Annotated in this window: 22 protein-coding genes and 1 pseudogene; 5 read left to right on the forward strand and 18 right to left on the reverse strand. The window is 63.1% G+C overall.

The window, feature by feature from the left end; genetic code table 11:
- Positions 1-60 precede the first annotated feature (60 nt).
- Positions 61-615: a putative glycolipid-binding domain-containing protein gene (locus tag BUS06_RS31725; protein WP_074268265.1), complete on the forward strand. Its 555-nt coding sequence runs from the start codon at positions 61-63 to the stop codon at positions 613-615.
- Here BUS06_RS31725 and BUS06_RS31730 read toward each other — a convergent pair.
- The 10 genes from BUS06_RS31730 to BUS06_RS31775 all read right to left on the reverse strand — a co-directional run bounded on the left by BUS06_RS31730 (position 590) and on the right by BUS06_RS31775 (position 10,613).
- A complete protein-coding gene (locus BUS06_RS31730) occupies positions 590-1,570 on the reverse strand; it encodes an alpha/beta fold hydrolase (protein ID WP_074268266.1) in 981 nt (326 codons plus the stop codon). The two genes, BUS06_RS31725 and BUS06_RS31730, sit on opposite strands and share 26 nt — an antisense overlap.
- Complete coding sequence (locus tag BUS06_RS31735) at positions 1,567-2,445, reverse strand: metal-dependent hydrolase (protein ID WP_074268267.1); 879 nt, start codon at positions 2,443-2,445, stop codon at positions 1,567-1,569. Before BUS06_RS31735 ends, BUS06_RS31730 begins: the two co-directional genes overlap by 4 nt.
- 29 nt (positions 2,446-2,474) lie before the next feature.
- Positions 2,475-3,386, reverse strand: a complete 912-nt coding sequence (locus BUS06_RS31740) for an SDR family NAD(P)-dependent oxidoreductase (RefSeq protein ID WP_074268268.1) — start codon at positions 3,384-3,386, stop codon at positions 2,475-2,477.
- Positions 3,387-3,475: 89 nt separating this feature from the next.
- On the reverse strand, positions 3,476-5,089 hold the full coding sequence (locus tag BUS06_RS31745) for a flavin-containing monooxygenase (protein ID WP_074268269.1): 1,614 nt from the start codon (positions 5,087-5,089) through the stop codon (positions 3,476-3,478).
- Positions 5,090-5,252: 163 nt separating this feature from the next.
- Positions 5,253-6,152, reverse strand: a complete 900-nt coding sequence (locus BUS06_RS31750) for a mechanosensitive ion channel family protein (protein WP_074268270.1) — start codon at positions 6,150-6,152, stop codon at positions 5,253-5,255.
- Between the two features lie 261 nt (positions 6,153-6,413).
- A complete protein-coding gene (locus BUS06_RS31755) occupies positions 6,414-7,457 on the reverse strand; it encodes a sulfonate ABC transporter substrate-binding protein (RefSeq protein WP_083611696.1) in 1,044 nt (347 codons plus the stop codon).
- A 227-nt stretch (positions 7,458-7,684) separates the two neighbouring features.
- Entirely contained in the window at positions 7,685-8,575 is an 891-nt protein-coding gene (locus tag BUS06_RS31760) for a MerR family transcriptional regulator (RefSeq protein ID WP_074268271.1), read from the reverse strand.
- A 117-nt stretch (positions 8,576-8,692) separates the two neighbouring features.
- Positions 8,693-9,283 carry a GNAT family N-acetyltransferase gene (locus BUS06_RS31765; RefSeq protein ID WP_074268272.1) on the reverse strand — a complete coding sequence of 197 codons (591 nt, stop codon included), beginning with the start codon at positions 9,281-9,283 and terminating at the stop codon, positions 8,693-8,695.
- 125 nt (positions 9,284-9,408) lie between these two features.
- Entirely contained in the window at positions 9,409-9,627 is a 219-nt protein-coding gene (locus tag BUS06_RS31770) for a hypothetical protein (protein WP_074268273.1), read from the reverse strand.
- Positions 9,628-9,695: 68 nt separating this feature from the next.
- Complete coding sequence (locus tag BUS06_RS31775) at positions 9,696-10,613, reverse strand: DMT family transporter (protein WP_074269411.1); 918 nt, start codon at positions 10,611-10,613, stop codon at positions 9,696-9,698.
- A 111-nt stretch (positions 10,614-10,724) separates the two neighbouring features.
- On the opposite strand from BUS06_RS31775, the gene BUS06_RS31780 reads away from it, so the two are divergent.
- Positions 10,725-12,155 carry an aminotransferase-like domain-containing protein gene (locus tag BUS06_RS31780; RefSeq protein ID WP_074268274.1) on the forward strand — a complete coding sequence of 477 codons (1,431 nt, stop codon included), beginning with the start codon at positions 10,725-10,727 and terminating at the stop codon, positions 12,153-12,155.
- A gap of 1 nt (position 12,156) precedes the next feature.
- On the opposite strand, the gene BUS06_RS31785 is transcribed toward BUS06_RS31780, so the two are convergent.
- From BUS06_RS31785 to BUS06_RS31795, 3 genes are all read right to left on the reverse strand, one after another.
- On the reverse strand, positions 12,157-13,233 hold the full coding sequence (locus BUS06_RS31785; RefSeq protein ID WP_074268275.1) for a TAXI family TRAP transporter solute-binding subunit: 1,077 nt from the start codon (positions 13,231-13,233) through the stop codon (positions 12,157-12,159).
- Between the two features lie 133 nt (positions 13,234-13,366).
- The gene (locus tag BUS06_RS31790) at positions 13,367-14,395 is read right to left on the reverse strand and encodes a zinc ribbon domain-containing protein (protein WP_143787692.1); all 1,029 of its coding nucleotides are present in this window, start codon (positions 14,393-14,395) and stop codon (positions 13,367-13,369) included.
- A 364-nt stretch (positions 14,396-14,759) separates the two neighbouring features.
- Positions 14,760-16,268: an MDR family MFS transporter gene (locus tag BUS06_RS31795; protein ID WP_074268277.1), complete on the reverse strand. Its 1,509-nt coding sequence runs from the start codon at positions 16,266-16,268 to the stop codon at positions 14,760-14,762.
- Between the two features lie 96 nt (positions 16,269-16,364).
- On the opposite strand from BUS06_RS31795, the gene BUS06_RS31800 reads away from it, so the two are divergent.
- Positions 16,365-17,081, forward strand: a complete 717-nt coding sequence (locus tag BUS06_RS31800; protein ID WP_074268278.1) for a TetR/AcrR family transcriptional regulator — start codon at positions 16,365-16,367, stop codon at positions 17,079-17,081.
- A gap of 242 nt (positions 17,082-17,323) precedes the next feature.
- Here the strand turns inward: BUS06_RS31800 and BUS06_RS31805 are convergent, their stop codons facing one another.
- Positions 17,324-18,043 carry a ribonuclease activity regulator RraA gene (locus tag BUS06_RS31805; protein ID WP_074268279.1) on the reverse strand — a complete coding sequence of 240 codons (720 nt, stop codon included), beginning with the start codon at positions 18,041-18,043 and terminating at the stop codon, positions 17,324-17,326.
- A 46-nt stretch (positions 18,044-18,089) separates the two neighbouring features.
- A complete protein-coding gene (gene kdgT / locus BUS06_RS31810) occupies positions 18,090-19,142 on the reverse strand; it encodes a 2-keto-3-deoxygluconate transporter (RefSeq protein ID WP_083611697.1) in 1,053 nt (350 codons plus the stop codon).
- Between the two features lie 442 nt (positions 19,143-19,584).
- On the opposite strand from kdgT, the pseudogene BUS06_RS31815 reads away from it, so the two are divergent.
- Positions 19,585-20,041, forward strand: a pseudogene (locus tag BUS06_RS31815) (response regulator).
- A 6-nt stretch (positions 20,042-20,047) separates the two neighbouring features.
- On the opposite strand, the gene BUS06_RS31820 reads toward BUS06_RS31815, so the two are convergent.
- From BUS06_RS31820 to BUS06_RS31830, 3 genes are all read right to left on the reverse strand, one after another.
- Complete coding sequence (locus BUS06_RS31820) at positions 20,048-20,671, reverse strand: Fur family transcriptional regulator (RefSeq protein WP_074268281.1); 624 nt, start codon at positions 20,669-20,671, stop codon at positions 20,048-20,050.
- A gap of 90 nt (positions 20,672-20,761) precedes the next feature.
- Positions 20,762-21,424, reverse strand: coding sequence for a glutathione S-transferase family protein (locus BUS06_RS31825; RefSeq protein ID WP_074268282.1), 663 nt, complete (start codon positions 21,422-21,424; stop codon positions 20,762-20,764).
- Between the two features lie 22 nt (positions 21,425-21,446).
- Positions 21,447-22,073: a glutathione S-transferase family protein gene (locus BUS06_RS31830; protein ID WP_074268283.1), complete on the reverse strand. Its 627-nt coding sequence runs from the start codon at positions 22,071-22,073 to the stop codon at positions 21,447-21,449.
- A 168-nt stretch (positions 22,074-22,241) separates the two neighbouring features.
- Here BUS06_RS31830 and BUS06_RS31835 point away from each other — a divergent pair, with 168 nt between their 5' ends.
- On the forward strand, positions 22,242-23,906 hold the full coding sequence (locus tag BUS06_RS31835) for an ATP-binding domain-containing protein (protein WP_074268284.1): 1,665 nt from the start codon (positions 22,242-22,244) through the stop codon (positions 23,904-23,906).
- Positions 23,907-23,940: the final 34 nt, after the last annotated feature.

Raw genomic sequence — 23,940 nt, forward strand, 5'->3', positions numbered from 1 at the left:
AGCTCTCAGACGTTATAAGCTGGCGAATCCGCAGCCAGCATTTTCGAAAGGAGGCAGGCCATGCGCGATATACGTTGGGTATCGGAGGAAGGCGACGGCATCGAACATCTCGCGTTCGATGCACGTGACGACGGTTTCCACGTCGAGAGCGCGCTCGTAGGACAGCGTTACGGAAAGGGTTATGGGCTTTACTACCGGATGCATTGCGATCCGCGTTGGCGTGTGACCTATGCGTTTCTCAAGATCATGGGCGGCGGCGAGCTGGAGATGCACGGCGACGGCGAGGGCCATTGGCGCGATGGCGATGGCAAGACGCTCGGCATGATCGAAGGCTGCATCGACATCGATATTGCCGCTACGCCGTTCACCAACACGCTGCCCATCCGGCGTCTGCAACTAACCGAGGGCGAGCGCCGGCCGATTGCAGTGGCTTACATCTCGACGCCAGAGCTTCAGGTTACTCGCGCCGAGCAGGCCTACACATGCCTCGCGTTGAACCGCGAGTATCGCTACGAAGGCATCTTTCGCAACTTCACCGCCGACATGCAAGTGGACGAAGATGGTCTCGTGATCGACTATCCGACGCTCTTCACGCGCTTGCCGCGAACGCGCTGACGCCGTTCACCCGGCTTGGCGACGGATGCTGTGAGGCAAACCGGTCGATCCGGGTGGCGATACCGACGGGATCGCGCAGCACGACCCAGTGGCCGGCGTCGATCGTCTCGCGCGTATAGTTGCCGAGCCACGCCTCGAGCCCCAATGAAAGGGCGGGCCCCACATAACGGTCGCGCAACGGCACAACGAATTGCACCGGCGCGTGAGCCGGGCGGTTGCGTGGATGAAACAGCCGGTCGACGAAGTTGGCGCGGTACAAATTCAAACCGTTGATCGCATTGCGTAGCTGGGCAGGATCTGGCGCACGGCGGATGCGCTCGGTGAGCCGCAACCACAGCGGCCATGCGCGTGCGCCGCCGCAACGCCACACCAGTTCGGGCACGAGCGGCACATGAAACAGGAAGATGTACCAGGACTTCAGCGTTTGGCGCAGGCCACCGGCGAACCGCTGCGTAGAACTGTGCGTGCGGGGTTTGTCCGGGGACGACACGCCGTGGCTGCTATCGCTGCTGCGGTTACCAGGGCCACTCAGGTTACGTAGACCCAACGCGGCGTGATCAAGACACGGCCCCGAAATTGATGTGAACGAAGCGATGCGGCCTTCGAACGCGGGGCTCGTTACCGCTTCCCAGCTCTGGATTGAGCCCCAGTCGTGGCCCACCAGATGAAAGGCCTGTCCGCCACAGGTAGCGTCGACCACGGCGGCCAGGTCAGAGGCCAGCCGTTCCAGCCGATACGCGGCCCCGCCAGACGGCGCTTCCGACGCGCCGGCGCCGCGCACGTCGTAGGTAATCACACGATAGCGCCCGTCCAGTTGCGCCCGAACCGGCTCCCATACCGCCGCCGAATCCGGATAGCCGTGTACGAGCACCAACGGCGGCGCTTCGCGCGGTCCGCTGACGTACACGGCAAGGCGTACGTCGCCGGCTTCGACGACGAGCGTATCGCGGATCACGCCACCGCCCGCACGCCGCGGCGGCTCGCCTTCAGCGCCGCGGGATTCGCGGCATTGGCCGAGTCAACGGCGGCCACGAGGCCATCGATTCGCGCCAGTTGTGCGCGGTTATCGTGATCCCACGGATGGAAGCTGGGTTTGAAAAAACGCAGCCACTCGAGCGCGATGCCCGGGAACACACCGTGTTTTGGCCCGTACAGGAATTTGACGACGCGCCACATGCCGCGCAGATGTCCGCCGCGTTTGCGATCGGAGATCAGCAGACGCACGTGATAATCGAACACGATCAGCCAGAACGCCAGCGTCACTGTCAGCATGGTGCCGGTGCGCAGCAGATAGCGCGCCGGCCCGGGTTTGATCACAGTGTTCCACACGTCGAACGAGACGGCCTTGTGCTCGGTCTCTTCGAGTGCATGCCAGGTCCACATCTGCGCATAGCCTTGCACCGATCCGCCCACCCGCGTGTCGTCCTCCAGAAGCAGACCGGCCAGCATCGCTGTGTAATGCTCCAGCGCGACGGTCATCGCGAGCTGGAACGACTTAGGCATCTTGCGATTGACGTTGAGGAACCACGTGAGACGCCGATCGAGCTTGTGCGCGGGCAGCCTCGCGTTTTGCAGCAGATCGTTGTACTCGATGTGCTCGCGGGTATGCATCGCTTCCTGGCCGATAAAACCGAGTACCTGCTTCTTCAGGACGGGGTCGTCGATGCGGTCGCGGTAGTTGCGCACGCTGTCCATGAAGAAACGCTCGCCCGCTGGAAACAGCAGCGAAAGCGCATTGAAAAAGTGCGTCACATGCGAGCCTTCCTGATGCCAGTCGCAGGCACGCTCAGGAGGTAAAACGAAACGAAGGTCGCGGCGAATCGGCATCATGGCCTTTCTCTCCCTATGATCTTTGATGTTCACGCGCGCCGTCCGGCGGCTTCTGCGTCGGCAGCGCGGGCGCGCTTATGCGCAATGCGGTGTAGGCGGCGCGTCTGCATCACGACGAGCGCCTGATAGGCGGCCGGCAACGTGCGGGCGAGCCAGTCGGCAGCCCGCGCATCGCGGCCGATCAGCACGCGCCGTTTGTTCCTGCGCACGCCGTCGAGAATCGTGCGGGCGGCTTCGTCGGCCGTTGTGATGAAGAACTTTTCGAAATCGTCCTTACCTTGCTGTTCGCTCTCGATCATGAAACCGACCATGTTCGAGGCGATCCGGCTCGACTGCGCGATGCTGGTTCGGATGCCGCCCGGGTGCACGCAGGTGGCCGAGACGCCGCATTTCATCAGATCGAGCTCTTGCCGCAGCGCTTCGGTGAAGCCGCGCACAGCGAACTTGGTCGCGTTGTAGCCGCTCATGCCAGGTTGTGCGAACAAACCGAATACGCTCGAGGTGTTGACGATATGCCCTTCACCTGACGCCTTCAGATGCGGGAGGAACGCTTTCGTACCATGCACGACGCCCCAGAAGTTGATGCCGACGATCCATTCGAGATCGGCATAGTCCATGCCGTCGATCGTGCTGGACAGCGCCACGCCTGCGTTGTTGAAGACGAGATTGATGCGGTCGTGCTGGGCGGCGGTTTCGGCGGCCCAGTCGAACATCGCCGCGCGATCCGCCACGTCGAGTACGCGGGTCGTCACACGTAGCGGCGCACCGACGATCTGCGGTGCTGCGCCCTCGGCGAGCAGCGCGGTTTCGGCAAGGCTTGCGGTGTTGCGATCGGCGAGCGCCAGGTGGCAGCCTTCGCGCGCCAGCTGGATCGCCAGCGAGCGGCCCATACCCGAGCCGGCGCCGGTAATGGCGGCAACACGGTCTGTGAAATTCTTCATCGTACTGTCCTCTCTGAGCGGTGCCTTGTTGTTTTGTCTGTGCGTGCGACGTGTTCGCTTGACGGCATGGCGTTAGTGCGTGCTGCGTCTCAAGTTGCCTCTGCCGACGATGCAGCCGAAGAAGCGGACCCGGCTGAAGCCGTTGACGCGCCGCCCTGCGTCGACCTGGCCGTGTGCGCGTTCAATCCCGCCTCGGTTTGAGCCGCAGGCACATATGCAAAGTAATCACCCATGCTGAAGCTGCGGGTAGCCTGGCGGAAACGGAACGCGAATCCAGGCCACAGCGTCGTGTTCTTGCCGGTCCGCGGATCGAGGTACCAGCTCTTGCAGCCGCCTGTGGACCAGATGGCGCGGCTTAGCTTCTGCTGGATCTGCTCGTTGTAGGCACGCTCGACATGCGGCCGCACCTCGATCGCGGCAGCGCGTTCGCGTTGCATGGTTTGCAGCGCGCGCAGGATGTACTCGACCTGCGACTCGATCATGTACACCATCGAGTTGTGGCCGAGCCCCGTGTTCGGGCCGACGACCATAAAGAAGTTCGGATAGCCAGGCAACGTGGTGCCGAGGTACGCGTGCGCACCGTTGTGCCAGGTATCGACGATATCGACCCCGCCTTTGCCCCGCACTACGCCGCGCGGGAACGGATCCGCGATCTGGAAGCCGGTGCCGAAGATCAGGCAGTCGGCGGGATGACGCACGCCATCGGTCGTGATCACGGCGTCTTCTTCGACGCGCGCGATCTCGCTCGTGATGACCGCCACATTCTGGCGCGACACCGCCGGGAAATAGTCGTTCGAAATGAGGATACGCTTGCAGCCCATCGTGTAATCGGGCGTGAGTGTGGCGCGCAGTTGCGGGTCGGTCACCTGACGATGCAGATGACGCACCGCGACTTTCTGCGCCGTCTTCATCAGCGATGGATGAATCGCAAAGCCAAACGCCCGCGATTCCAGCATGCAATAGAGACCCGCGCGCCACATCTTCTGGGTGAACGGCAGGTGCCGGAACAGCCACTGTTCGAACGGTTTCACGGCGCGGTCGGCCTTCGGCATGATCCACGGCGGCGTGCGCTGGAACAGGTCGAGCTGTGCGACACGCGGAGCAATCTGCGGCACGAACTGAATGGCGCTCGCGCCGGTGCCGATCACGGCGACGCGTTTACCTTCCAGCGAATAGCTGTGGTCCCACTGCTGCGAATGGAAGGTCTTGCCCTTGAAGGTATCGAGCCCGGGAATATCCGGCACCGCCGCACGCGACAGGCCGCCCATGCCCGATACCAGCACCCGCGCCGACCAGCGTTGGCCGTTGGCGAACAGCATGTGCCAGCGATGACGCGTTTCGTCGTAGATGGCGCTCACCAGTTCGTGACCAAAGCGAATGTGCCGTTGCACGCCGAAGCGCTGGGTGCACGCTTCCAGATACGCGCGAATTTCCGGCTGGCGCGCGAACATGCGAGTCCAGCGCGGGTTCGGCGCGAACGAGAAGGAATAGACGTGCGATTGCACGTCGCAGGCGCAACCCGGGTAGTGATTGTCGCGCCAGGTGCCGCCGACGGAGTCGGCCTTTTCGGCGACCATGAAGTCGGTCATGCCGGCCTGGCGGAGCCGGATCGCCATGCCGAGTCCGGCGAAGCCCGAACCGATGATAGCGACATCGGTTTCGAGGGGCGCCAGAGCGTCGGGGGGCATCGTGCGTGCGTTCATCCGATCCGTCTCCTTTTATTCACTCTTAACTGTGACATTGAGTAATGTAACGATAGAGGCTGAGAAGGAATGACGCAAGCAGACGTTTAGGTTGGGGACTCTATGGGTGGGAAAGAACCGGCGGCGGTCAGAGGCCGCCGGCCGATGACCGCCTGGCGGTGCGTTACTGGGTAACAGCCCTCGGACGGGATACCGCGCGATCCATCACCGGCTCGCCTGGTTCAGCGCTTTGCACGATGTGCAATTCCCGCGTCCGAACCGGCAGCCCGCATTGCGCGTCGTTGAGTGTCTGGCGCACCTGGCGGGCGAGATCCCAGCGCATGTCCCAGAAAACATCGATCTTCGCCCACACGCGGATATTGAGCACCACCGTGCTGTCGTCGAAGCGGGTCACCATGACTTGCGGCGCGGGCGTTTGCAGTGCGCGCGGATCGGCGGCGGCGAGGGCGCGCAGTGCGGCGAGCGCGTGATCCACATCGTCTCGCACGGAGATTTCCACTTCGAGATCGAGGCGGCGGGTCGGATTGCGGTTGTAATTTCGGATCGAGTTGCTCCAAAGCGCGCTATTCGGCACGTACTCGCAGATGCCGTCGGATTTGGTCAGGCGCGTGGTGAACAGGCTGATTTCTTCGACGGTGCCGGCGACAGTACCCGTGCCCGCTTCGATCGAATCGCCCACCTTGAACGGGCGTAGCAGCAACAGCATGATGCCGGCTGCGATGTTCTGCATCGTACCTTGCAGCGCAAGACCGATCGCGAGACCGGCAGCGCCGAGCACCGCGACGATGCTCGCGGTCTGAATACCCAACTGGGACAGCCCGCCGATGATGGCGACCACGCGAATGCCCCACAGGCTGGTGTCGCAGAGGATGGGGCGCAGCGTGGCGTCCATGCGCGACTGGTTGGTAAGCAAACGGTGGAGCGAGCGCGAGACGCGCCGCGCCACCCACCAGCCGACCACGAGGATCAGCGCGGCGGCGCACAGGTGCATTGAGATGGCGGTGAGCGAATCCCAGAGAAAGGTCCACCGGTTCGGGTGGATCTGGGCGAGAAGGTTCTGCATGGCCGTGACGGTCCTGGTTTTTCAGGCGACGGCGAGCGAGCGCCGTCGTGATGGTTCATAAGAGGCAATGGGTGCCGGCGCGCTCGCGCGAGGCGAGCGGCCAGTCCGCAAGAGCGGAGCAACCCGGAGAATGACGCGTGGAAGCGTGCGGAGAAGGGACCGCAGCGAAAGGCGAAAGTTCTAGTGATTCAACGTTTTTGACAGTTTGCTTTTGCGAGATGCGGGACGGCGGGACTGTGTGAAGTCGGTCCCGCGGCCCGCTTATTTCGCTGCGAGACTCACCGCTACTTGCTGGTTTTGCCAGACGTTGTCGCGCACGGTGATCTTCTGCGGAATCAGATGGGCGCCATAGAACGCGTCGGCGACGCCTTGTTGAGAGTGGACGATTTCGTCGGTGACGGCTGTGGTGCCGTAGGGGTAGCGGCGCACCCAGGTTTCGACCAGCTTTTGATCGAGGCCGACCTTCGGCGCAATCAGTGCAGCGGTTTCTTCGGGATGCTGGGTGACCCACCGGCCCGTCGAGCGTAATTGACCGAGAACCGCACCGATGACATCAGGGTGTTGCTGGGCGAAATCACGGGTCGCCTCGTAGAAGCTGTAGGCCGTATCGAGATTCGTATAATCCGCCAGCGTGCGCGCCTTGAGCGCTTCTTGCGCGGCGGCATAGTAAGGATCCCAGATTACCCATGCATCGACGTCGCCGTTTTCGAATGCGGCGCGAGCGTCCGCGGGGGCGAGGTACACCGGATGAATATCTTCGTAGCGCAAGCCCGCCTTCTGCAGTGCTTCGAGTAGCAGGAAGTTCGAGCTGGAGCCCTTTTGCAGGGCGACGCGTTTGCCTTTCAGATCGGCGACCGTTTGTAACGGCGAACCGGGCTTGACGATGACCGCCTCGGTATGACGTCCTCCGGGTTCGGCACCCACGTACACGAAGCCCACGCCCGCGGCTTGCGCGAACACCGGTGGCGGCGAACCCGTGTAGCCGAAGTCGATGCTGTGCGCGTTCAACGCTTCGAGCAGTTGCGGACCGGCCGGAAATTCAAACCACTTCACGCTGTAGCCAAGCGGCTTGAGCTTTTGCTCCAGCGAGCCTTGTACCTTGAGGACTGCGAGCAAACCGGCTTTCTGATAGCCGATGCGCAGGACTTTCTCGGTTGCACTGGAAGCATCTTGCGCGAGCGCGCTGCTGGTGGGAAGCAGCGTCGCCGCAGCGAACACAGCGCATGCGGCGAGCGCGGTGAATGCGCTAAACGTGGCGGCGATCGGTGCAGCCAGACGAGGGCGGCGGCTCGGGTTGCGTGTCATTCGAAAACTCTCCATGCGTGCGGTCAAGGCAGCGGCCGTGCACGTCCATCCCCGACAGGCGTGCGCGATCGTATGCCGATGCTGCGGGAAGGATGCTGCTGCTGCGGTCAACGGATCGTCGCATGGACGTGCTATACCGCAAACCAAGCAATGGAGATTTGGATATGACGCGCACGGGGAATATGTCTGGTGCGTGGTACGCAGTGCGCTATGCGCGTGGGGTGGGCTTACTTCTTTGCTTTGGCTTTTGTGTTGCGCGTCGGCTGTGCAGCTTTAGTTTCGGCGTGAGCGTCCGCGTCAGCGTGAGACGCCGCCGACGGCTTGCCGACAGACGCATTACCGAGCCGCTTTTCCATGATCGCAGCGACGCGGTCGCCGAGATAGTCGCCGGCGGCGTCTTCGAGTGCGCGGTTCATCTCGGTTTCGACCAGCACCATGGCCAACGGACGCACCCGCCAGATTGCGTCGACCAGCGCGGGTACATCGGCGGGCGGCGGCAGTGCATCGGCTTCGTAACGATCGAGCTGACGCACCACGAGATCGACCATCGCCTTGGCGACGGCATTGAAATGCGGACGGGAGATCCGTACCGCGTCGAGCAGATCGGCAAGCGGAATGCCTTCATTCGCCATGGTCGCGCCGGCCGACAGCGCGGCGGGGCTGTCGGCCACGAACGACAATCCCTTGCGCTCGAGCAGGCCCAGGTCGACCGCTTTGGACAGAGCGCCAGGCGAGGCCTTGTCGCCGAACATCTGCAGCAATTCGAGCATCGAATATTTCCTGGGCCGCTCGCGCGACCAGCGGCTGCCGATGGCCGTCTCCAGACCGAGGATCGAGCGCAGGTCGTGGCCTTCGTCGACGGCCTTGATCAGATCCTGGATATTGGCCAGCGTGTAGCCGCGCGCGAGCAGGTGATTAATGAGCTTGAGCCGCGAAACATGCGTGTCGTCGTACACGCCGACCCGGCCTCGCTTCTCCGGCGGCGCGAGCAGACCGCGGTCCTGATAGGCGCGCACGTTGCGCACGGTGCTGTCCGTCACGCGCGCGAGTTCGTCGACGGTGTATTCGTTGCGCGGCGCGGCGGGCGCTGGGGACGGGGAGGGGAGCGTTTTCGGCATGGGGGGATTTTAGCGCGGTGGCGTAGGGGAACGTCCGCGGTTATTTTCAGTGAGATACGGAACGATGGCGAAACACAAACGGGTTGGCCGGGCTAGTATGGACTTGGTACTTACCGTCTAGTCAGGCCAATCCTCGGGCAACGCTTTATCCCCCACACCCAGCGCACGCTGCATCAGCGTGGTATCGAGCCAGCGCCCGTGTTTGAATCCGACCGCTTTTAGCGTACCGGCCATCTCGAAGCCGAGGCTGCGATGCAGCGACAACGATCCGCCGCTGCCGCCGTCCGCGATCACGGCCACCATTTGCCGCCATGGTCCGGTTTCGCAGCGTTCGATCAACGCCTTCAGCAGAACACGGCCAATGCCGCGCCCGCGAAACGCGTCGTCGATATAGATCGAGTCCTCGATCGTGTTCCGATACGCCGCTCGCGGCCGGTATGGCGTTGCGTAGCAATAGCCGGCAATCGCGCCGTCGATCTCGGCCACCATATACGGCAGACCATGGCTCAACACGGATGCGAGCCGGCCGTGCAGATCGTCGATGGAGGGCGGTGTCTCCTCAAATGAGGCGACGCCGTGCAGCACGTGATGCGCGTAGATCGCCTGAATCGCCGGCAGGTCACTTTCCGTTGCATCGCGCACCTCCAGCTGTAGGGCCGGGAAAGCGTTCGTCGAGGTGTTGGCTGGGGTTTGCGTGAAGGTGCTCATGCCTGATCCTGTTGCTGGCCCGGAGCTTCTCCGGAAACACATCACTATGCCCCCGGTCTACGAGGAATTGAAGCCGTGCAAAATTGTCCGCGGGGTGGCCGTGACGGGGCCGCCCCGCGCGCAGATCAGCCGCGCGAATAGAGATTCACGTTCGATGCTTGAGGCGGCTGGCGCTTCTGGTGCGCCGCCTGGTGCTTCGGTTTGGTCTTATGCTGCGGGGGCCGCGCATTGGCGGCGTGTGGCGTGGTCTGGCCTTCGCCGAAGTTAAACGTCTGCGAGGTTTGGGCATACGCGCCGACGGATACGAGCAGCGCGGCGCATCCCAGACAGGTCGAAAATTTCATGGATCCTCCTTCTGAACACAAGCGCGTGAGCATACCGCAATGCGGCGCGGGGGAGGAAAGCAGCGCCGCTAGCCCGCTGGTCGGACGGGCGCGGCCCTGGCAAACCGGCGCGCCCCGGCGACGCAAGCCACCACGACGACCGTGACGAGAATCATCACTGGCGGCACCTGCTCGTGCAGCAGGAGACCTGCGAGCAGCAACCCGAAGAATGGCTGCAGCAACTGCAGTTGTCCGACGCTGGCGATGCCGCCCAAAGCCAGCCCGCGATACCAGAACACAAAGCCGATCAGCATGCTGAACAGCGATACATACGCGAGTCCCCACCAGGCTGCCTGACTGACGCCGTCGAACGAGGCCGGGCACGTCCACCAGGTGAGCGGCACCATCAGCGGCAGCGACAGCACGAGCGCCCAGGAAATCACCTGCCAGCCGCCGAGGTGTCGCGACAGCCGCGCGCCTTCCGCGTAGCCAAGTCCGCAGACGATGATCGCCGCCAGCATCAGCGCGTCGCCGAGTGGCGATGCCTGGAGCCCGTTGCGCACCGCGAAGGCGACCACCGCGCAACTGCCGAGCGCCGAGAATAGCCAGAACGCCGCTTGCGGACGCTCGCCGCCGCGCAGCACGCCGAAGATCGCTGTCGAGAGCGGCAGTAGGCCGACGAACACCACCGCGTGGGCCGAGGTGATATGACGCAAGGCGAGGGCGGTCAGCAACGGAAAGCCGACCACCACGCCGAGCGCGACGATCAGCAACGGCAGCAGGTCGCGACGCGCGGGGCGCGCCTCGCGAAACACCAGCAGCAGGAGCAAGCCGAGCGTGCCGGCAATCGTCGCGCGGGCGACGGTCAGAAAGATTGGATCGAGCCCCTGCACAGCGATGCGGGTGGCCGGCAGCGAACCGCTGAAGATCAGCACGCCTAGCATGCCGCTAACCCAGCCGTTCGCGGCCCGAGCATTGGTGGCCCGGCCGTCTTTGGACTTTTCCATTGCGATTTCCATGTGCAAGCTAAAGCCGTCAGCATCCTCCTGTCTGGCAAAAAGGGTAAGCTACGGAGCAGTACAATTCACAGAAACTGTACCTATCGAGGAACAGTACAGATGATGGAAACCGCCAAGGACAATCCGGACAATGTTGTTTTAGCACGCACGCGGGTCGACGTCGTGATGGACGCCTTGCGCGAACGCATTGCCGGCCGCTCGCTGATGCCTGGCGCTCGCGTCCCATCGATCCGAGCTATGACGGAAACGCTTGGCGTGTCGAAGTCGACGGTCGTCGAGGCATATGACCGGCTCGTGGCGGAAGGTACGATCGTCGCGCGACGCGGCTCGGGGTTTTTTGTCTCCGGTCATGCGCCGCCGCTGGCTCTGGCCGATCTGGGGCCGCGGCTCGATCGCCAGGTGGATCCTCTGTGGCTCACGCGGCAGTCGCTCGAAACCGGGCAGAAGGCGCTGAAACCCGGTTGCGGCTGGCTGCCCGCCTCGTGGTTGCCGGAAGACGGCGTGCGGCGTGCCCTGCGCGCGGTAGCGCGCGATCCGCATGCCGCGCTGGCCGATTACGCCACGCCGCCCGGTTTGCCCGCCCTGCGCCAGCAACTCGCGTGGCGGCTCGCCCAGCATGGCGTCGACGCACCTCCCGAGCAGATCATCCTGACCGACGGCGGCACCCACGCGCTCGATCTGGTGTGCCGCTTCCTGCTCGAACCAGGCGACACCGTGCTGATCGACGACCCCTGCTATTTCAACTTCCAGGCCTTGCTGCGCGCCCACCGCGCGCGCATCGTCAGCGTGCCGTACACACCGTCCGGGCCGGATCTCGCCGCGTTCGAGCGGGTGCTTGTCGAACATCGCCCGCGCCTGTATGTGACCAATTCGGCCATCCATAATCCCACCGGCGCAACGTTGGCGCCCGCGGTTGCGCATCGTCTGTTGAAGCTGGCTGGCGAGCACAAGCTGCTGATTGTGGAGGACGACATCTTCGCGGACTTCGAGGACGAGGCTGCGCCGCGTCTGGCCGCGTTCGACGGACTCGCTCGCGTCGTATCGATCGGCAGCTTTTCGAAGACGTTGTCCGCGGCCGTGCGTTGCGGTTTCATCGCGGCACGTGCGGACTGGGTGGAGCCGCTAATCGATCTGAAGCTCGCCACGTCGTTCGGTAACGGTCAACTGGCGGCGAGTGTCGTGCACCGACTGCTGGTGGACGGCACCTATCGGCGGCATCTCGAAGGCATGCGCGCGAAGCTTGCCGATTCGATGGGCGAGACCATCCGTCGCCTGACCCAGGCCGGTCTCGATATCTGGACCCGGCCGCGCGCCGGCATGTTCGTGTGGGCACGTTTGCCGGGCGGCCTGGATGGCGCGGAGATCGCCCGTCACGCGCTCGTCGACAATGTGGTGCTGGCGCCGGGCAACGTGTTTAGTGCTTCGCATTCGGCGGCGGGATTCCTGCGCTTCAATGTCTCGCAGTGCAACCGGCCAAAAGCCTACGAAGCGCTGCAACGTGCGATGGATCTTGCCCAGGCGCCAGTGTGATTCACTTGCACAGCATCAACACCCGTGCCTCATCCGTGCAATTCGATTTGGGAAGCGCCTTGTCCGCCGTCTGCGCGGGCGCTTCAGTTGTCACGGCCGCCGCACGACGGGCGACGCAACTGCGCAGACGCCTTTCGACAGGCGGATAGTATTGCCAGCCCTTGCCGAGACTCGGCAGCTCCATCTTCACCTGCTTCCACTTCGGATGACCGTGCTCCTGCAGGTTGTCGAAGTTAGTGCACAGCGAATCCGCGAAGTGATCGAGGTTGTTGACCGTATCGCGCAGCCCGAAATCGTACGTGACCAGAAATGCCTTGACGGTGAAAGTCGGCACATCTTCCTTCAGCCAGGTCGGATAGCTCGTGGTGTGGATGATGGCCGGAAAGTAGGTCTGCTTGGCGCGCGCCGTTTCAGGCGCGTTCGGATCGACGCGCAGCAGGCGAAGCTGTTGCAGCAGTTCCGGATTCATATCGGTAAAGAGCTTCGCGGGCTGACCGACCACCACGACGGCCACGTCGATCTTCTTGACGATCAGCGCGGCGAGGGCGTCCTCGTTGCTCAGATGCTGCGCGTTCTGATCGGCAATCGGCTGGCCGAACATCAGGCGATAAATGGTGTTAGCCGATTGTGCAGTACCGCTGCCGAGCAGGCCGACGCTGATGTTCTTGTCCTTGATCTCGTTGATGGTCTTGATAGGCGAGTCGGCGCGCACGACGAAATTTATTTCTTCATCGTAAAGCGGCATGATGAGCCGCAAGGGCCGGATCGCCTGGCCGGCGTCGGGGTTGCCGGCATTGGCCATATCCACATAGGCCTGGTAGACATCGGATTGCACCAGCGCGAGTTTTACGCCCGGTTCGAAGCGCATGCGCTGGACGTTTTCCGCGGAACCCTTCGACGGCATGACTTCCAGATCGATACCGGCCGGTTCGGCCACCCATTTCGCGAGATCCGCGCCGATCTGGATGTAGGTGCCTCGTTCGGGGCCGGTGACGATCTTGTAGTGAGCGTTATCGGCAAGCGCGGGCGAACACGCCAGCACCAGCCCGAGCCACCCCGCCAGAATTGTCTTGAGCATGGTCTTCTCCGCCTATCCCTGTGGTTTTAATGAACTTCGCGGCGAACCGCGTGAAGCATCGGTGAGTCAGGTTTTGCACTTCCAGATATTTGCGTCCTTCGAGGTGCTAACGACTTCTGTGGCTGCGTTTCGCTCAATGGGCCGGCGCCGCGGCTGAGGCCGGCGTGGTTCGCCAGCCGGATTGCGCGATGGCCCGTTCCTGAGCGTCGATGCTGTTGGGGGCAGGCGTCGCAGTGACGATCTGTGCGGTTCGTGCGGATGGCGGCGGTTGAGGTACCTGAGAGGGTAACGGGACAGTCTTCGCAGCCGGTGCCGCGTGGCCGCCAAGCGGCACCCACCCGGTCTCGACGATCGCCCGCTGCAGCAACGTCTTCGCCTCGGGACTGCCGCTGTCGACTGCGAGCGCATCGCTGGCGCTGTGCTCAACACAGTTCCACAGGCGATCCTTTATGCACACGTGCGCCGTCTGCAATGCCGCGTCGCGCCGTTGCTCGAGTGGCGTGATTTCATGCTGGATCTGCAGCGCGTCGGCGTTGCCGGAATCCATCGAAAGCGCGGCGTTAACCGCAGCCTGTGCGCCCGACAGATCGTGAGCGTCCTCGTGCGCATGCGCTGCACGCAAGCTCTCGGAGAGATCGCGATAGTGCGGAACGGCAACTGGTGCGGCCGCTCCTCGCGGCGGTGCCAAAGATGCGTTGACGGTGCCCGCGCTGGCCGGCGAGTTTGCTGCCTGTTCTGCCGTATAAGGTGCGATCGAACCGGCCGTTGATTTGGCGTCCTGTTCATCATAGGTGGGCGGGGCAGTACGATGGTCGCCGAATAGTGTGTAAGCGCCATAACCTAGTATCAATACGACAAGCGCGATCAGCCCGCGTGTGAGCAGCCATCGCGAGCCCACAGGCGCGCCCAGGGGAAGATGCTTGAGCGGGGGAATCGACGCTTTCGGCGTTGCCAGTTCCGGTGCCGCCGACTTGAGATCAGCATCTGTCTGCGTGGGAGGGTGGCGCAGGCCATGGACACCCGCGAAGCGCAGAGGCGACGGCGTGGCTATCGGACGCCGGGTGCCGCAATACGGGCACAGGTCGGCGGGCTGATACAGCAAGCCGCCGCAACGTTTGCAAGGCGCTGGGAAACTTTGGCCAGGAGTAGTCTGGGTGGACATTCTGTGGACCCACCTGCGAAAGGCTATGCTGCTACGGCATGCACCAGATCGTGCTTGAGGCAGTCCGCACTCTCTGCGTGAAACACGATCCACATGCGCTGAAGAGTAGCGTCTGCGATGCAAGTGCAGGCGACGCCACCATGAACAATATGTGAGCTTTCGGAGCGAACGTCAATCGCCGTTCGTACCTACCATGTGTGCCGAAACACACATAATGGCGGGACGAATCGTTGCACTTGTCGGCAGAACGAATGAATGGGGAGTTTTTTGCACGCTGCCGGTAGCGTGCAGCGTGCGGGGAACATTGATTGGATGAAATGCTTCGCGAGGCCGTTGTCGTAAACAGCCAGGCGAATGGCGGAATTCAATGCTTGCGCAGCGGGTGATCTTTGAGTAGCCAGGCCAGCGCGAACGCCAGGACGACCACACATGATGCCGACAGATAGACCGTGTGCAGCGCGCCGGCAAATGCCTGCAGATAATCGTCGCGCAATGCGACAGGCAACTGGTGGATCGCTGCAGGGCCCAGTGCGTGGGGCAATTCGGTATCGGGCGGAATCAGTGTTTGCAAGCGCGCTGCGAGACCGTTCGAAAACACCGCGCCAAAACCCGCGACACCGACCGATCCACCGATCGAGCGAAACAGCGTGGCACCGGATGTCGCGACGCCCATATGCTTGAACTCCACTGTGTTCTGCACGGCGAGAATCAATACCTGCATCACCATGCCGAGACCCAGACCCAGCAGCCCCATGTAGAGATACATCACATGAATCGGCGTGGAGATTTCGAGCCGCGCGAGCAGCGTCATCGCCACAGCAACGAGAAACGTGCCACCGATCGGAAACATGCGGTACTTGCCGATCTTGCTGATCACGCGCCCGGTGATGACCGACATCACGAGCAGGCCGCCCATCATCGGCAGCATCTGCATGCCGGCCTCTGAAGGCGTCGAGCCTTTGACGACCTGCAGATACAGCGGAATGAACGTTACCGAGCCGAACAGCGAGACGCCGATGATGAAGCCAATCAGGCAGCTCAGCAAAAACGTCCGCTGTTTGAAGAGTTCGAGCGGCATGATGGGCTCGGCCGCGTCCCGTTCCTCATAAATAAAGCCGGCGATGCAGACAAGACCCATGGCGAGGGTGAACCACAGTTGCGGCGACGTCCACGGCAGGATTGTGCCGCCCTGGCTCGTGAAGAGGATGATGCAGGTGAGCGCGCCGGCAAGGAAGGCAGCGCCCATGTAGTCGATCGTGTGCTTGATATGTGCGGCGTGCGGCTTGAACACTGCGCCGATGACGGCCAGCGCGATCACGCCGAGCGGCAGGTTGATGTAGAAAATCCAGCGCCATGACAGATGCTCGACCAGGAAACCGCCGAGGAGTGGGCCGACGACGGTGGCCAGACCGAATACACCGCCAAACACGCCTTGGTAGCGACCACGATCGGCGGGCGGGATTACGTCGGCGATGGCCGCCATGGTCACCACCAGCAGGCCGCCGCCGCCGAGACCCTGCAGCGCGCGCAACACGATCAGCTGGGTCATGTTCTGCGCGAGGCCGCACAGTGCGGAGCCGACGAGGAACAGGACGATAGCCGCCTGCAGCACGATCTTGCGGCCGAACAGGTCGCCGAATTTGCCGTACAGCGGCACGACGATGGTGGAGGTCAACAGGTAAGCCGTGACGACCCACGACAGGTTGTTGAGGCCGCCGAGCTCACCGACTATGGTGGGCAACGCCGTCGACACGATAGTCTGATCGAGCGCAGCAAGCAGCATCACCAGCAGCAGGGCCGGGAACAGGAGGCGAATCGGCGGATGTTCCGGGCCGCTCGCGAGTTCGGCAGGAGTAGTGGCAGGATGATCCATGTGATGGGGACCTATCGAACGTGTCGGGTGTGTTGAAATTAATTAATTCGGAGATTAATATATGCGATATCTCACAATTGGTCAAATGGAAAGGAAATGAGTACTGCACCAGCCGATGAGCTCGCGGCCAAAGAGGCGTCAACAGAACCGGTCGTGGAACAGGCCGCCACGCGCCGGCCCGGTCGGCCGAGCGGCAGCGCGCGCGGCCCGGAGCAGCGTGCCCGTCTGCTCGACGCGGCGCTGAACCTGTTTGCGCGTCAGGGCATCGTCGATACGACACTTGGCGCCATTGCACGGGAGGCCGGTTTCACGCCGGCGATGGTCCATTACTACTTCAAGACCCGCGACCAGTTGCTCGACGTGCTGATCGACGAACGTTTTCTGCCGCTGCGCACGGCGATCGGTGGTGCGTTCGAAGCCAATTCCGACGACCCGGTGGCCGCAATTACGCAGGTTGCGCGAGGCTTCGTGCAAATCGCCGAACAGAATCCGTGGTTTCCGCCGTTATGGGTGCGCGAAGTGATCAGCGAAGGTGGTCTGTTGCGGCAGCGCATGCACGAGCGTTTCGGCCATACCCATCACAAGGCCTCGGTGGCGCGGATCGAGCAGTGGCAAAAGGAGGGGCGTCTCAACCCGGATCTTGAACCTTCGCTGGTGTTTCTGACGCTGCTGGGATTGACCATCCTGCCGCTCGCCACCTCGAAGATGTGGCGCAACGATCCGGTGCGACGCAGTTTGAGCTCCGACGACATCGCCCGCCACGCGGTGGCAATGCTGGTACATGGGGTGGGGCCGCAGCGCGGGAAGGACTAAGGCGTTGATGGCGCCGGTTTGTCGCCGGCGCCAGGTGGGTCCGGATAGAGCGCGAGCTTGGCAGTGGCCCGCGTCGTTCGTGAGATGAACCCGCCGCTGCAATAGGGCGTGCGGGCGCCGGACATTACGTGGTGGTATCCACGCGGATGTCGCGCCTATGCCCCGGTCCTAAGCGTGTGGTGACGCCGAGAAACATCCGGAAAGAGTTTTGCGCTGCCAGCCGATGCAGCGCTGCCTCGCTCTCAAACCTGACGCGTCTTTTTCCACGCCTCGTACGCGGCCTTCGTCGCGTCGTTCGGCGGGTAGGTACCCGGCAGCGGCGCACCGTCGCGAATTCGCCCGGTCAGAAACTCCTCCTGCAGTTCCTGTTCCGCGGCGGCCTTGGCAACGTCCGCGGCCATTTCGCGCGGAATCACCACAATGCCGTCGGCATCTCCGACGATCACGTCACCGGGAAACACCGCAACACCGCCGCAGCCGATCGGCACGTTGATATCGATCGCATGATGGCGGATCAGATTCGGCGGCGCGCTTGCACCGGCGCAGAACACTGGCAGGCCGAGCGCGGCAATCGTCGTGCTGTCGCGCACCGGGCCGTCCGAGACCATGCCGGCGACGCCGCGCACCTGCAGACGCTGCGTCAGGATCGAACCGAACGACGCGCTGCTGCGCTCGCCGCGGCAGTCTTGCACGAGGACGTGTCCGGCGGGGATCGTTTCGACGCATTTGCGCTGTGCGTACTCGGGGTTCGCAAACAGTTCGAGGACGTCGATGTCCTCGCGCGACGGGATATTGCGCAGCGTGAACGCCGGCCCGACGAGGTTGGGACCGCTATGACCCGCCAGCGGCGCGACGCCCTGCATGAACGTGTTGCGCAAGCCTCGCTTGAACAGCTGGGTGGTGAGCGTGGCCGTGCTGACCTGACGGAGGGCTTCGAGCGTAGCGGGATCGAGTTCTTGCATCTTGAGATCAGGTGTTGAGAGTTGGAAAAGAGCCTGGTTCAAAGCCTCACTTCGCTGGATGATGAAGCGTGGGCTTGAGTCCAGGCTTGAGTGTCTCATTGTCCGGCAGCGGATCCGAGGAAGCTGGGTGCGTGCGCCGGTAATTCGCCGACAGCACACCCCAGCGGCGCGCCCAGATAGCCGTGAGAATCGGCGTGAGCAGCGAGGTCACCACCACCGAGGTGGCGACCAGTGCCGTGGCAGCCGGAGCGACCGCAGCATAGCGCGGTTCGATGCCGGCGATGATCTGCGGCACCGCGACCGCCGCGCCGGCGGTCGATGCCGCGCCGATGCCCGCCGTGCCGTTGCCGCGCGCGAGAAAGATATCGGCCAGCACGAGCGTCGTGCCGGTCACCACGATGACACAGAGCCCGATCAGCACGCCGAGCAGGCCCGTGTCGAGGATGACACGGAAGTCGAGATTATTGCCGAGCGCGAACGCAAAGAACGGCACCATCACCGCCACTGCCTGACCGAAGAACTGCCGCAGATCGCTATCCAGATTGCCGAGGGCAAAGCCGATCAGGAACGGCAGCAGCGCGCCGAGCAGTGTGGCGTAAGGGAAACTCGCGAGTCCGGCGATACCGAGCGTCACCATGGTCATGAACGGGCCTGACTCGAGCGACATCAGGCAGAACGCGCCGGCTTCTTCCGGCGTGCCGTACTGCTGCATGAGCGCCATATACAGGCCGCCGTTGCTCTCGTTCATCACGCAGATCACGGTGAGGACCGACAGACCCGTGAGAAAGCCGGAGGTGATGCCGCCCGGCGGCAGGAAATGCGAGGCGATCACCCCTGCGACCGCCGCGGTCAGCACCTTGGTGACGACCAGCACACCGCTTTTGCGCAGCACGACGGGCGTGGCCTTGAGACTGATGCTCGCGCCCATGCAAAAGAACCACACGGCGAGAATCGGCAGTGTGCCGGTAATCAGGGCATTGGAGAACGAACCCAGAAATTTGCCGGCATGCGGGGCGAACGTATGCACGCACGCCCCGAGCAGCAGCGGGACCAGCATCAGCCCACCGGGAATACGGTCGATCGCCTTTTTGATTTTCATGCCGGGTGCTCCTCCGCGGTCATCGTCTCGACCGAAATTTAGCACTCGGAGGTCGGCCCGCCCGCGAAATCGTGGTCCTTTGAAGTCATCGTTTACACCTAAGGTGGGGAAGATAGAAATGGCATGACGCCTGGCAGATTTTGCACACCCGAGGTGCATTCTGGCGTGTTGTCAATCGATAGACGGTGACTTGGCTGTGCAGCCTTTTGCGCCCCGCCCGACGGGCGCAAGCCTTATGCGACGGCGCTGTGCGGCCCACTCACGAGCAAGCGCCGCACCCCTCGCGCAGACAAGGCACGTGATGTGCTATTACCGGATCACCCGGACGAGCCCGTATTTGCCGGAAGAATGCAACTCGTCGTGCGAAACCGAGTCGGAACTTGCGAGCGATGCATGCGATGTACGCCCGCGTCACCAAGGCCGCGGCAAAGCGCGCGATACAATGGCTGCCTTATCGGGCCTAACCTGCTTTATAGCAACAACGCAAAATGAACGGAGTGTTGAGACTCGATCAGGCAACGATCGTGCTCGTCGAGGATGACCTGCAAAGCAGGGAATCGTTGACGCACCTGCTTGAATCGGAGGGCGCGCATGTCGTCGCAGTGGCGGATGCGGAAGAGGGCGTCGAAGCGGCGCTGCGATTGTTACCCGATGCGGTGGTTTGCGATCTCGAACTGCCCTGTATGGATGGTTTCTATCTGATCCAGCGGCTTCGCGATCACGAGATTCGCGGCGATCATTCGCCGGCGGTTGCGGTGGCGCTGACCGGCCACACTGACGATACCTACCGCTTGCGCAGCATCGGTGAAGGCTTCCAGCATTTCATGACCAAACCGGCCCGGCCGGATGATCTGGTCGAATTGCTACACGATGCGATAGACGCCCGCGCGGCAGGCTGAGCGCTTTCAGACGCCGCTGCCGCTTACTGCTGCCGCGGCGGCGCCGGCTTCGGCGGCCTGACAGTCGGAGCACAGACCTTTCAGTTCGATCTCCTCGCTGGCGAGGCGGTAGCCTGCGTCCTGAATCTGCAGCACCAGCGCCTGCCGCAGCTTCGGCTGATGGAGTTCGGTGACATTGCCGCACTGCTGGCACACCACCAGAATGCCGTGCTGACATTGCGTCAGATCGTGGCAGACAGTGAACGCATTGATCGATTCGATTCTGTGTACGAGCCCCGCGGAGAGCAGGAAGTCGAGCGCCCGATACACCGTCGGCGGCGCGGAGCCCGGGTGAATCTGCCTCATGTCGTCGAGTAGCGAATACGCCTTGGTCGCACGGCCCGACGTCAGCAGCAGTTCCAGCACCTTGCGCCGGATCGGCGTGAGTTTCTCGCCGCGTTCGCGGCAATATTCCTCTGCCAGCACCAGCGCCGCTTCGGGCGAAGCGGCCTGGAGATGCCCGTGGTCATGCTCGTCGCCGTGCGCGTGATGATCCGCATGAGGATGCGAATGATCGTGCGCACTCTTGTGTGCGGAGTCTTGGGCAGGGGCGGTTTTTTCGGCAACCGCGGCGGACTTGGCGTTCTTCATAAAGCAATTATAAGGTCCATCGCGGTTCGGCGTAGCAGGTGAGATACCCGTTCTTCGGGACAGGGAATCTCTGCAGAGTCACCGCTCAGCTTAGTCCAGCTTCGCCGCAAAGCCGCGTTGCACGCCGGGCCGCGCAAACAACGTGTCATACCAGCGCCGCACGTTCGGATAGGTGGCGAGGTCGACCTTATGACGTTCGTGCCGCCACGCCCAGCCTAGAATCGCGAAATCCGCCACGGAAAGCTCGCCGGCGACGAACTCCACTTCGGCGAGCCGCCGGTCGAGCACGCCATACAGCCGGTTGGTTTCGTCCGAGAAGCGTTTGAGCCCATAGCGGCGGTCGTCTTCCGCTTCGAGCGCCGCGAAGTGGTGCACCTGGCCTGGCATCGGACCGAAGCCGCCCATCTGCCACATCAGCCATTCGAGCACCGGTATCCGCTCGCGCAGACCGGCGGGCAGGAACTTGCCGGTTTTCTCGCCCAGATAGAGCAGGATCGCGCCTGATTCGAACACGCTGACCGGGCCGCCGCCTGCGCCGTCCGCACCGCTCATGCCGCCCGCAGCGGCGGGGCCGTCGGGATCGACGATGGCCGGAATCTTGTTGTTCGGACTGATGCGCAGGAACTCGGGCCGGAACTGCTCCCCCTTGCCGATGTTGACCGGTACGACGGTGTAAGGCAGTTCCATTTCTTCGAGGGCGACGCTGACCTTGCGGCCATTTGGCGTACCCCAGGCGTAGAGCGTGATTGTCATATCAGATGAAAGAGGATGCCGTTCAGGTCAGCGGAAAATCGACGTACTTCTTGAAGCCAGTGCGGGTGGCGAGACGCGAATACCAGCGTTCCAGATTCGGCAACGGCGGACGCTCGACACCGTCCAGTCCAAACCAGCGCTTTGCATACGAGCCGATCACGATATCGGCCAACGTGCATTTTTCGCCTTCGAGGAAGAAACGGCCCTGCAGATGCGTGTCGACCAGCTTCCATAGTTGCGTGACGGCGGCAATGTCGGCGGCGAGTTTGGCCGCGTCGCGCTCGGCGGCGGGCGTACGCACGATGGACCAGAACACCGGGCGTTCGGCCGGTTGCAGGGTGGAAAGCGACCAGTCCAGCCAGCGGTCGATACTCGCACGCTGTTTGGGCTCCGACGGATAGAGCGGGCTTGCCGGCGCGTACTCCATCACCAGATAGCGCAGGATCGAGTTCGATTCCCACAGCACGAAATCCCCATCGACCAGCGTCGGAACGCGGCCAGTGGGATTCATTGCCAGATACTCCGGCTCGGTGTTACGCCCGAAGTGCAGGCCCGCGTCGATGCGCTCGTACGGCAGCACGAGTTCGTCGCAACACCACAACAATTTCTGGACGTTGACCGAGTTGGCGCGTCCCCAGATCGTAATCATCCGGCAGATCCTCTTTTCATGGTTGGCAAGCCGCACCTGTGCGCGGCGTTCAACGGGTAACGATACACGATGCAGCCTGTAATTGCGCCTCCATTGGCCGAATGGCCGATGCCGGAAACGCATGCGCGTTGCGTACAATGCTTGCATCCGAACATGACGAGGCACCGCATGGCCCGCATTGTCCCCGACGACTGGAAGAACCTCGCTGCCACCGGCGCCGCCGCGCGCGAACGCGAGACGCTGGCATTGCTGGAAGAGGCGTTGCCCGACGCTTACACCGTCTACCACGGCGTGCACTGGACGCGGCTCAACCAGGGTTTTTCGGTGTTCGGCGAAGCCGACTTTGTGATTGTCGGGCCGTCCGGACGGCTGATGATCGTCGAGCAGAAAACCGGCTTCCTGCGCGAGACGCCCAAAGGGCTCGTCAAGGTCTACCTGCAGACCGAGCGGAATGTGGCGATTGCGCTGGCACGGACTATCGAAAGCATGCATCGGCGTTTTACGGCGGCCTTCGGCGCGGGCACCTATTTCATCGAGGAACTGCTGTACTGTCCGGACCACATCGTCAAAGACACGGCGATTGCCGGAGTGAACCCGGCGCGCATCGTCGACGCTACGCGCAAGGAGCGCCTCGCTGCAATCATCCGCGAGGCGTTGCCGGCCGACGAACCGCGCCTTGCCTGCGCCACCAAGATCCATCACTTTCTCGCGGACGAACTGGCGCTCTCGCCCGATGCCAGTGCGCTGGTCGGTCAGGCGGGTACGCTCGTCACACGTCTGGCCGGTGGTCTGGCCACCTGGGCGCGACGGCTCGAATTCACGCCGTTCCGGCTGCGCGTCGCCGGTACGGCGGGCTCCGGCAAGACGCAACTGGCGGTGCAGGTAATGAAGGACGCGGTGGCGCGTGGACAACAGCCGTTGTACGTGTGCTTCAACCGGCCGCTCGCCGACCACATTGCCCGCGTGGCGCCACCCGAGGCGAAGGTGGCGAACTATCACCAGTTGTGCGACTGGATTGCGCGCGACGCCGGACGCGCGCCCGACTTCCAGTCCGCCGATATCTTCGACCAGCTCGAAAGGCTTTTTGTCGACACGCCGATCGACGCACGCTGGCAGTTCGACGTCTTGATCGTCGACGAAGGCCAGGACTTCCAGCAGCCATGGGTCGCAGCACTCGAACGGCTGCTGCGTCCGGGCGCGGCATGGTGGTGGCTCGAAGACCCGTTGCAAAACCTCTACATGCGCGAGCCGGTCGAGCTGCCCGGCTGGACCACGCTGAAGGAAACCACCAACTACCGCAGCCCGCGCGACATTCTCGACTACCTGCGCGACGTCGTGGGCGCTGAAGTGCCGCTCGCGGCGGGGCTCGCCTCGGGCAATCCGTTCGACGGCTCGGATCTGTCGCTCTCCACTTACGACGAAGCGCACGCGGCCGAGGGCTGCATCGACGCCACCAAGCGCGCGATCACCCAGGCGCTCTCGCTAGGCTTTCGCAAGCAGGACATCGCCGTGCTGTCGTTCCGCGGACGCGAAGGTTCGGTGTTGACCTCGCTGGACCAGCTCGGACCGCATCGGCTGCGCAGCTTTACCGGCAAGTACGATCTGTTCGGTAACCCGGAGTACCGCGAAGGCGACGTGCTGCTGGAGTCGATCTACCGCTTCAAGGGACAATCGGCGCCGTGCGTGATCCTGACCGAGGTCGATTTCGACACCTTCGATGAGCGCAGTGCCCGCAAGCTGTTCGTCGGCGCCACGCGCGCGACGATGAAGCTGATCGTGGTGGCCTCGCAGCGCGCGTCGCGTCATCTGCGGATGGCGGACGGCAAGGATTGAGGAACAGCAAGCAGAGCAGGTCACGACAGAACAA

Source organism: Paraburkholderia phenazinium (assembly GCF_900141745.1).
In the GTDB taxonomy this organism is placed as follows: domain Bacteria; phylum Pseudomonadota; class Gammaproteobacteria; order Burkholderiales; family Burkholderiaceae; genus Paraburkholderia; species Paraburkholderia phenazinium_B.

Excerpts from the sequence above, each read along its gene's own strand:
- BUS06_RS31800 (WP_074268278.1), top strand. The coding sequence starts at position 16,365 with ATGAGTACTGCACCAGCCGATGAGCTCGCGGCCAAAGAGGCGTCAACA.
- BUS06_RS31745 (WP_074268269.1), bottom strand. The coding sequence starts at position 5,089 with ATGAACGCACGCACGATGCCCCCCGACGCTCTGGCGCCCCTCGAAACC.
- BUS06_RS31765 (WP_074268272.1), bottom strand. The coding sequence starts at position 9,283 with ATGAGCACCTTCACGCAAACCCCAGCCAACACCTCGACGAACGCTTTC.
- BUS06_RS31755 (WP_083611696.1), bottom strand. The coding sequence starts at position 7,457 with ATGACACGCAACCCGAGCCGCCGCCCTCGTCTGGCTGCACCGATCGCC.
- BUS06_RS31805 (WP_074268279.1), bottom strand. The coding sequence starts at position 18,043 with ATGCAAGAACTCGATCCCGCTACGCTCGAAGCCCTCCGTCAGGTCAGC.
- BUS06_RS31770 (WP_074268273.1), bottom strand. The coding sequence starts at position 9,627 with ATGAAATTTTCGACCTGTCTGGGATGCGCCGCGCTGCTCGTATCCGTC.
- kdgT (WP_083611697.1), bottom strand. The coding sequence starts at position 19,142 with ATGAAAATCAAAAAGGCGATCGACCGTATTCCCGGTGGGCTGATGCTG.
- BUS06_RS31785 (WP_074268275.1), bottom strand. The coding sequence starts at position 13,233 with ATGCTCAAGACAATTCTGGCGGGGTGGCTCGGGCTGGTGCTGGCGTGT.
- BUS06_RS31820 (WP_074268281.1), bottom strand. The coding sequence starts at position 20,671 with ATGAAGAACGCCAAGTCCGCCGCGGTTGCCGAAAAAACCGCCCCTGCC.
- BUS06_RS31760 (WP_074268271.1), bottom strand. The coding sequence starts at position 8,575 with ATGCCGAAAACGCTCCCCTCCCCGTCCCCAGCGCCCGCCGCGCCGCGC.
- BUS06_RS31835 (WP_074268284.1), top strand. The coding sequence starts at position 22,242 with ATGGCCCGCATTGTCCCCGACGACTGGAAGAACCTCGCTGCCACCGGC.
- BUS06_RS31790 (WP_143787692.1), bottom strand. The coding sequence starts at position 14,395 with ATGTCCACCCAGACTACTCCTGGCCAAAGTTTCCCAGCGCCTTGCAAA.
- BUS06_RS31780 (WP_074268274.1), top strand. The coding sequence starts at position 10,725 with ATGATGGAAACCGCCAAGGACAATCCGGACAATGTTGTTTTAGCACGC.
- BUS06_RS31775 (WP_074269411.1), bottom strand. The coding sequence starts at position 10,613 with ATGGAAAAGTCCAAAGACGGCCGGGCCACCAATGCTCGGGCCGCGAAC.
- BUS06_RS31735 (WP_074268267.1), bottom strand. The coding sequence starts at position 2,445 with ATGATGCCGATTCGCCGCGACCTTCGTTTCGTTTTACCTCCTGAGCGT.
- BUS06_RS31825 (WP_074268282.1), bottom strand. The coding sequence starts at position 21,424 with ATGACAATCACGCTCTACGCCTGGGGTACGCCAAATGGCCGCAAGGTC.
- BUS06_RS31830 (WP_074268283.1), bottom strand. The coding sequence starts at position 22,073 with ATGATTACGATCTGGGGACGCGCCAACTCGGTCAACGTCCAGAAATTG.
- BUS06_RS31795 (WP_074268277.1), bottom strand. The coding sequence starts at position 16,268 with ATGGATCATCCTGCCACTACTCCTGCCGAACTCGCGAGCGGCCCGGAA.
- BUS06_RS31740 (WP_074268268.1), bottom strand. The coding sequence starts at position 3,386 with ATGAAGAATTTCACAGACCGTGTTGCCGCCATTACCGGCGCCGGCTCG.
- BUS06_RS31750 (WP_074268270.1), bottom strand. The coding sequence starts at position 6,152 with ATGCAGAACCTTCTCGCCCAGATCCACCCGAACCGGTGGACCTTTCTC.
- BUS06_RS31725 (WP_074268265.1), top strand. The coding sequence starts at position 61 with ATGCGCGATATACGTTGGGTATCGGAGGAAGGCGACGGCATCGAACAT.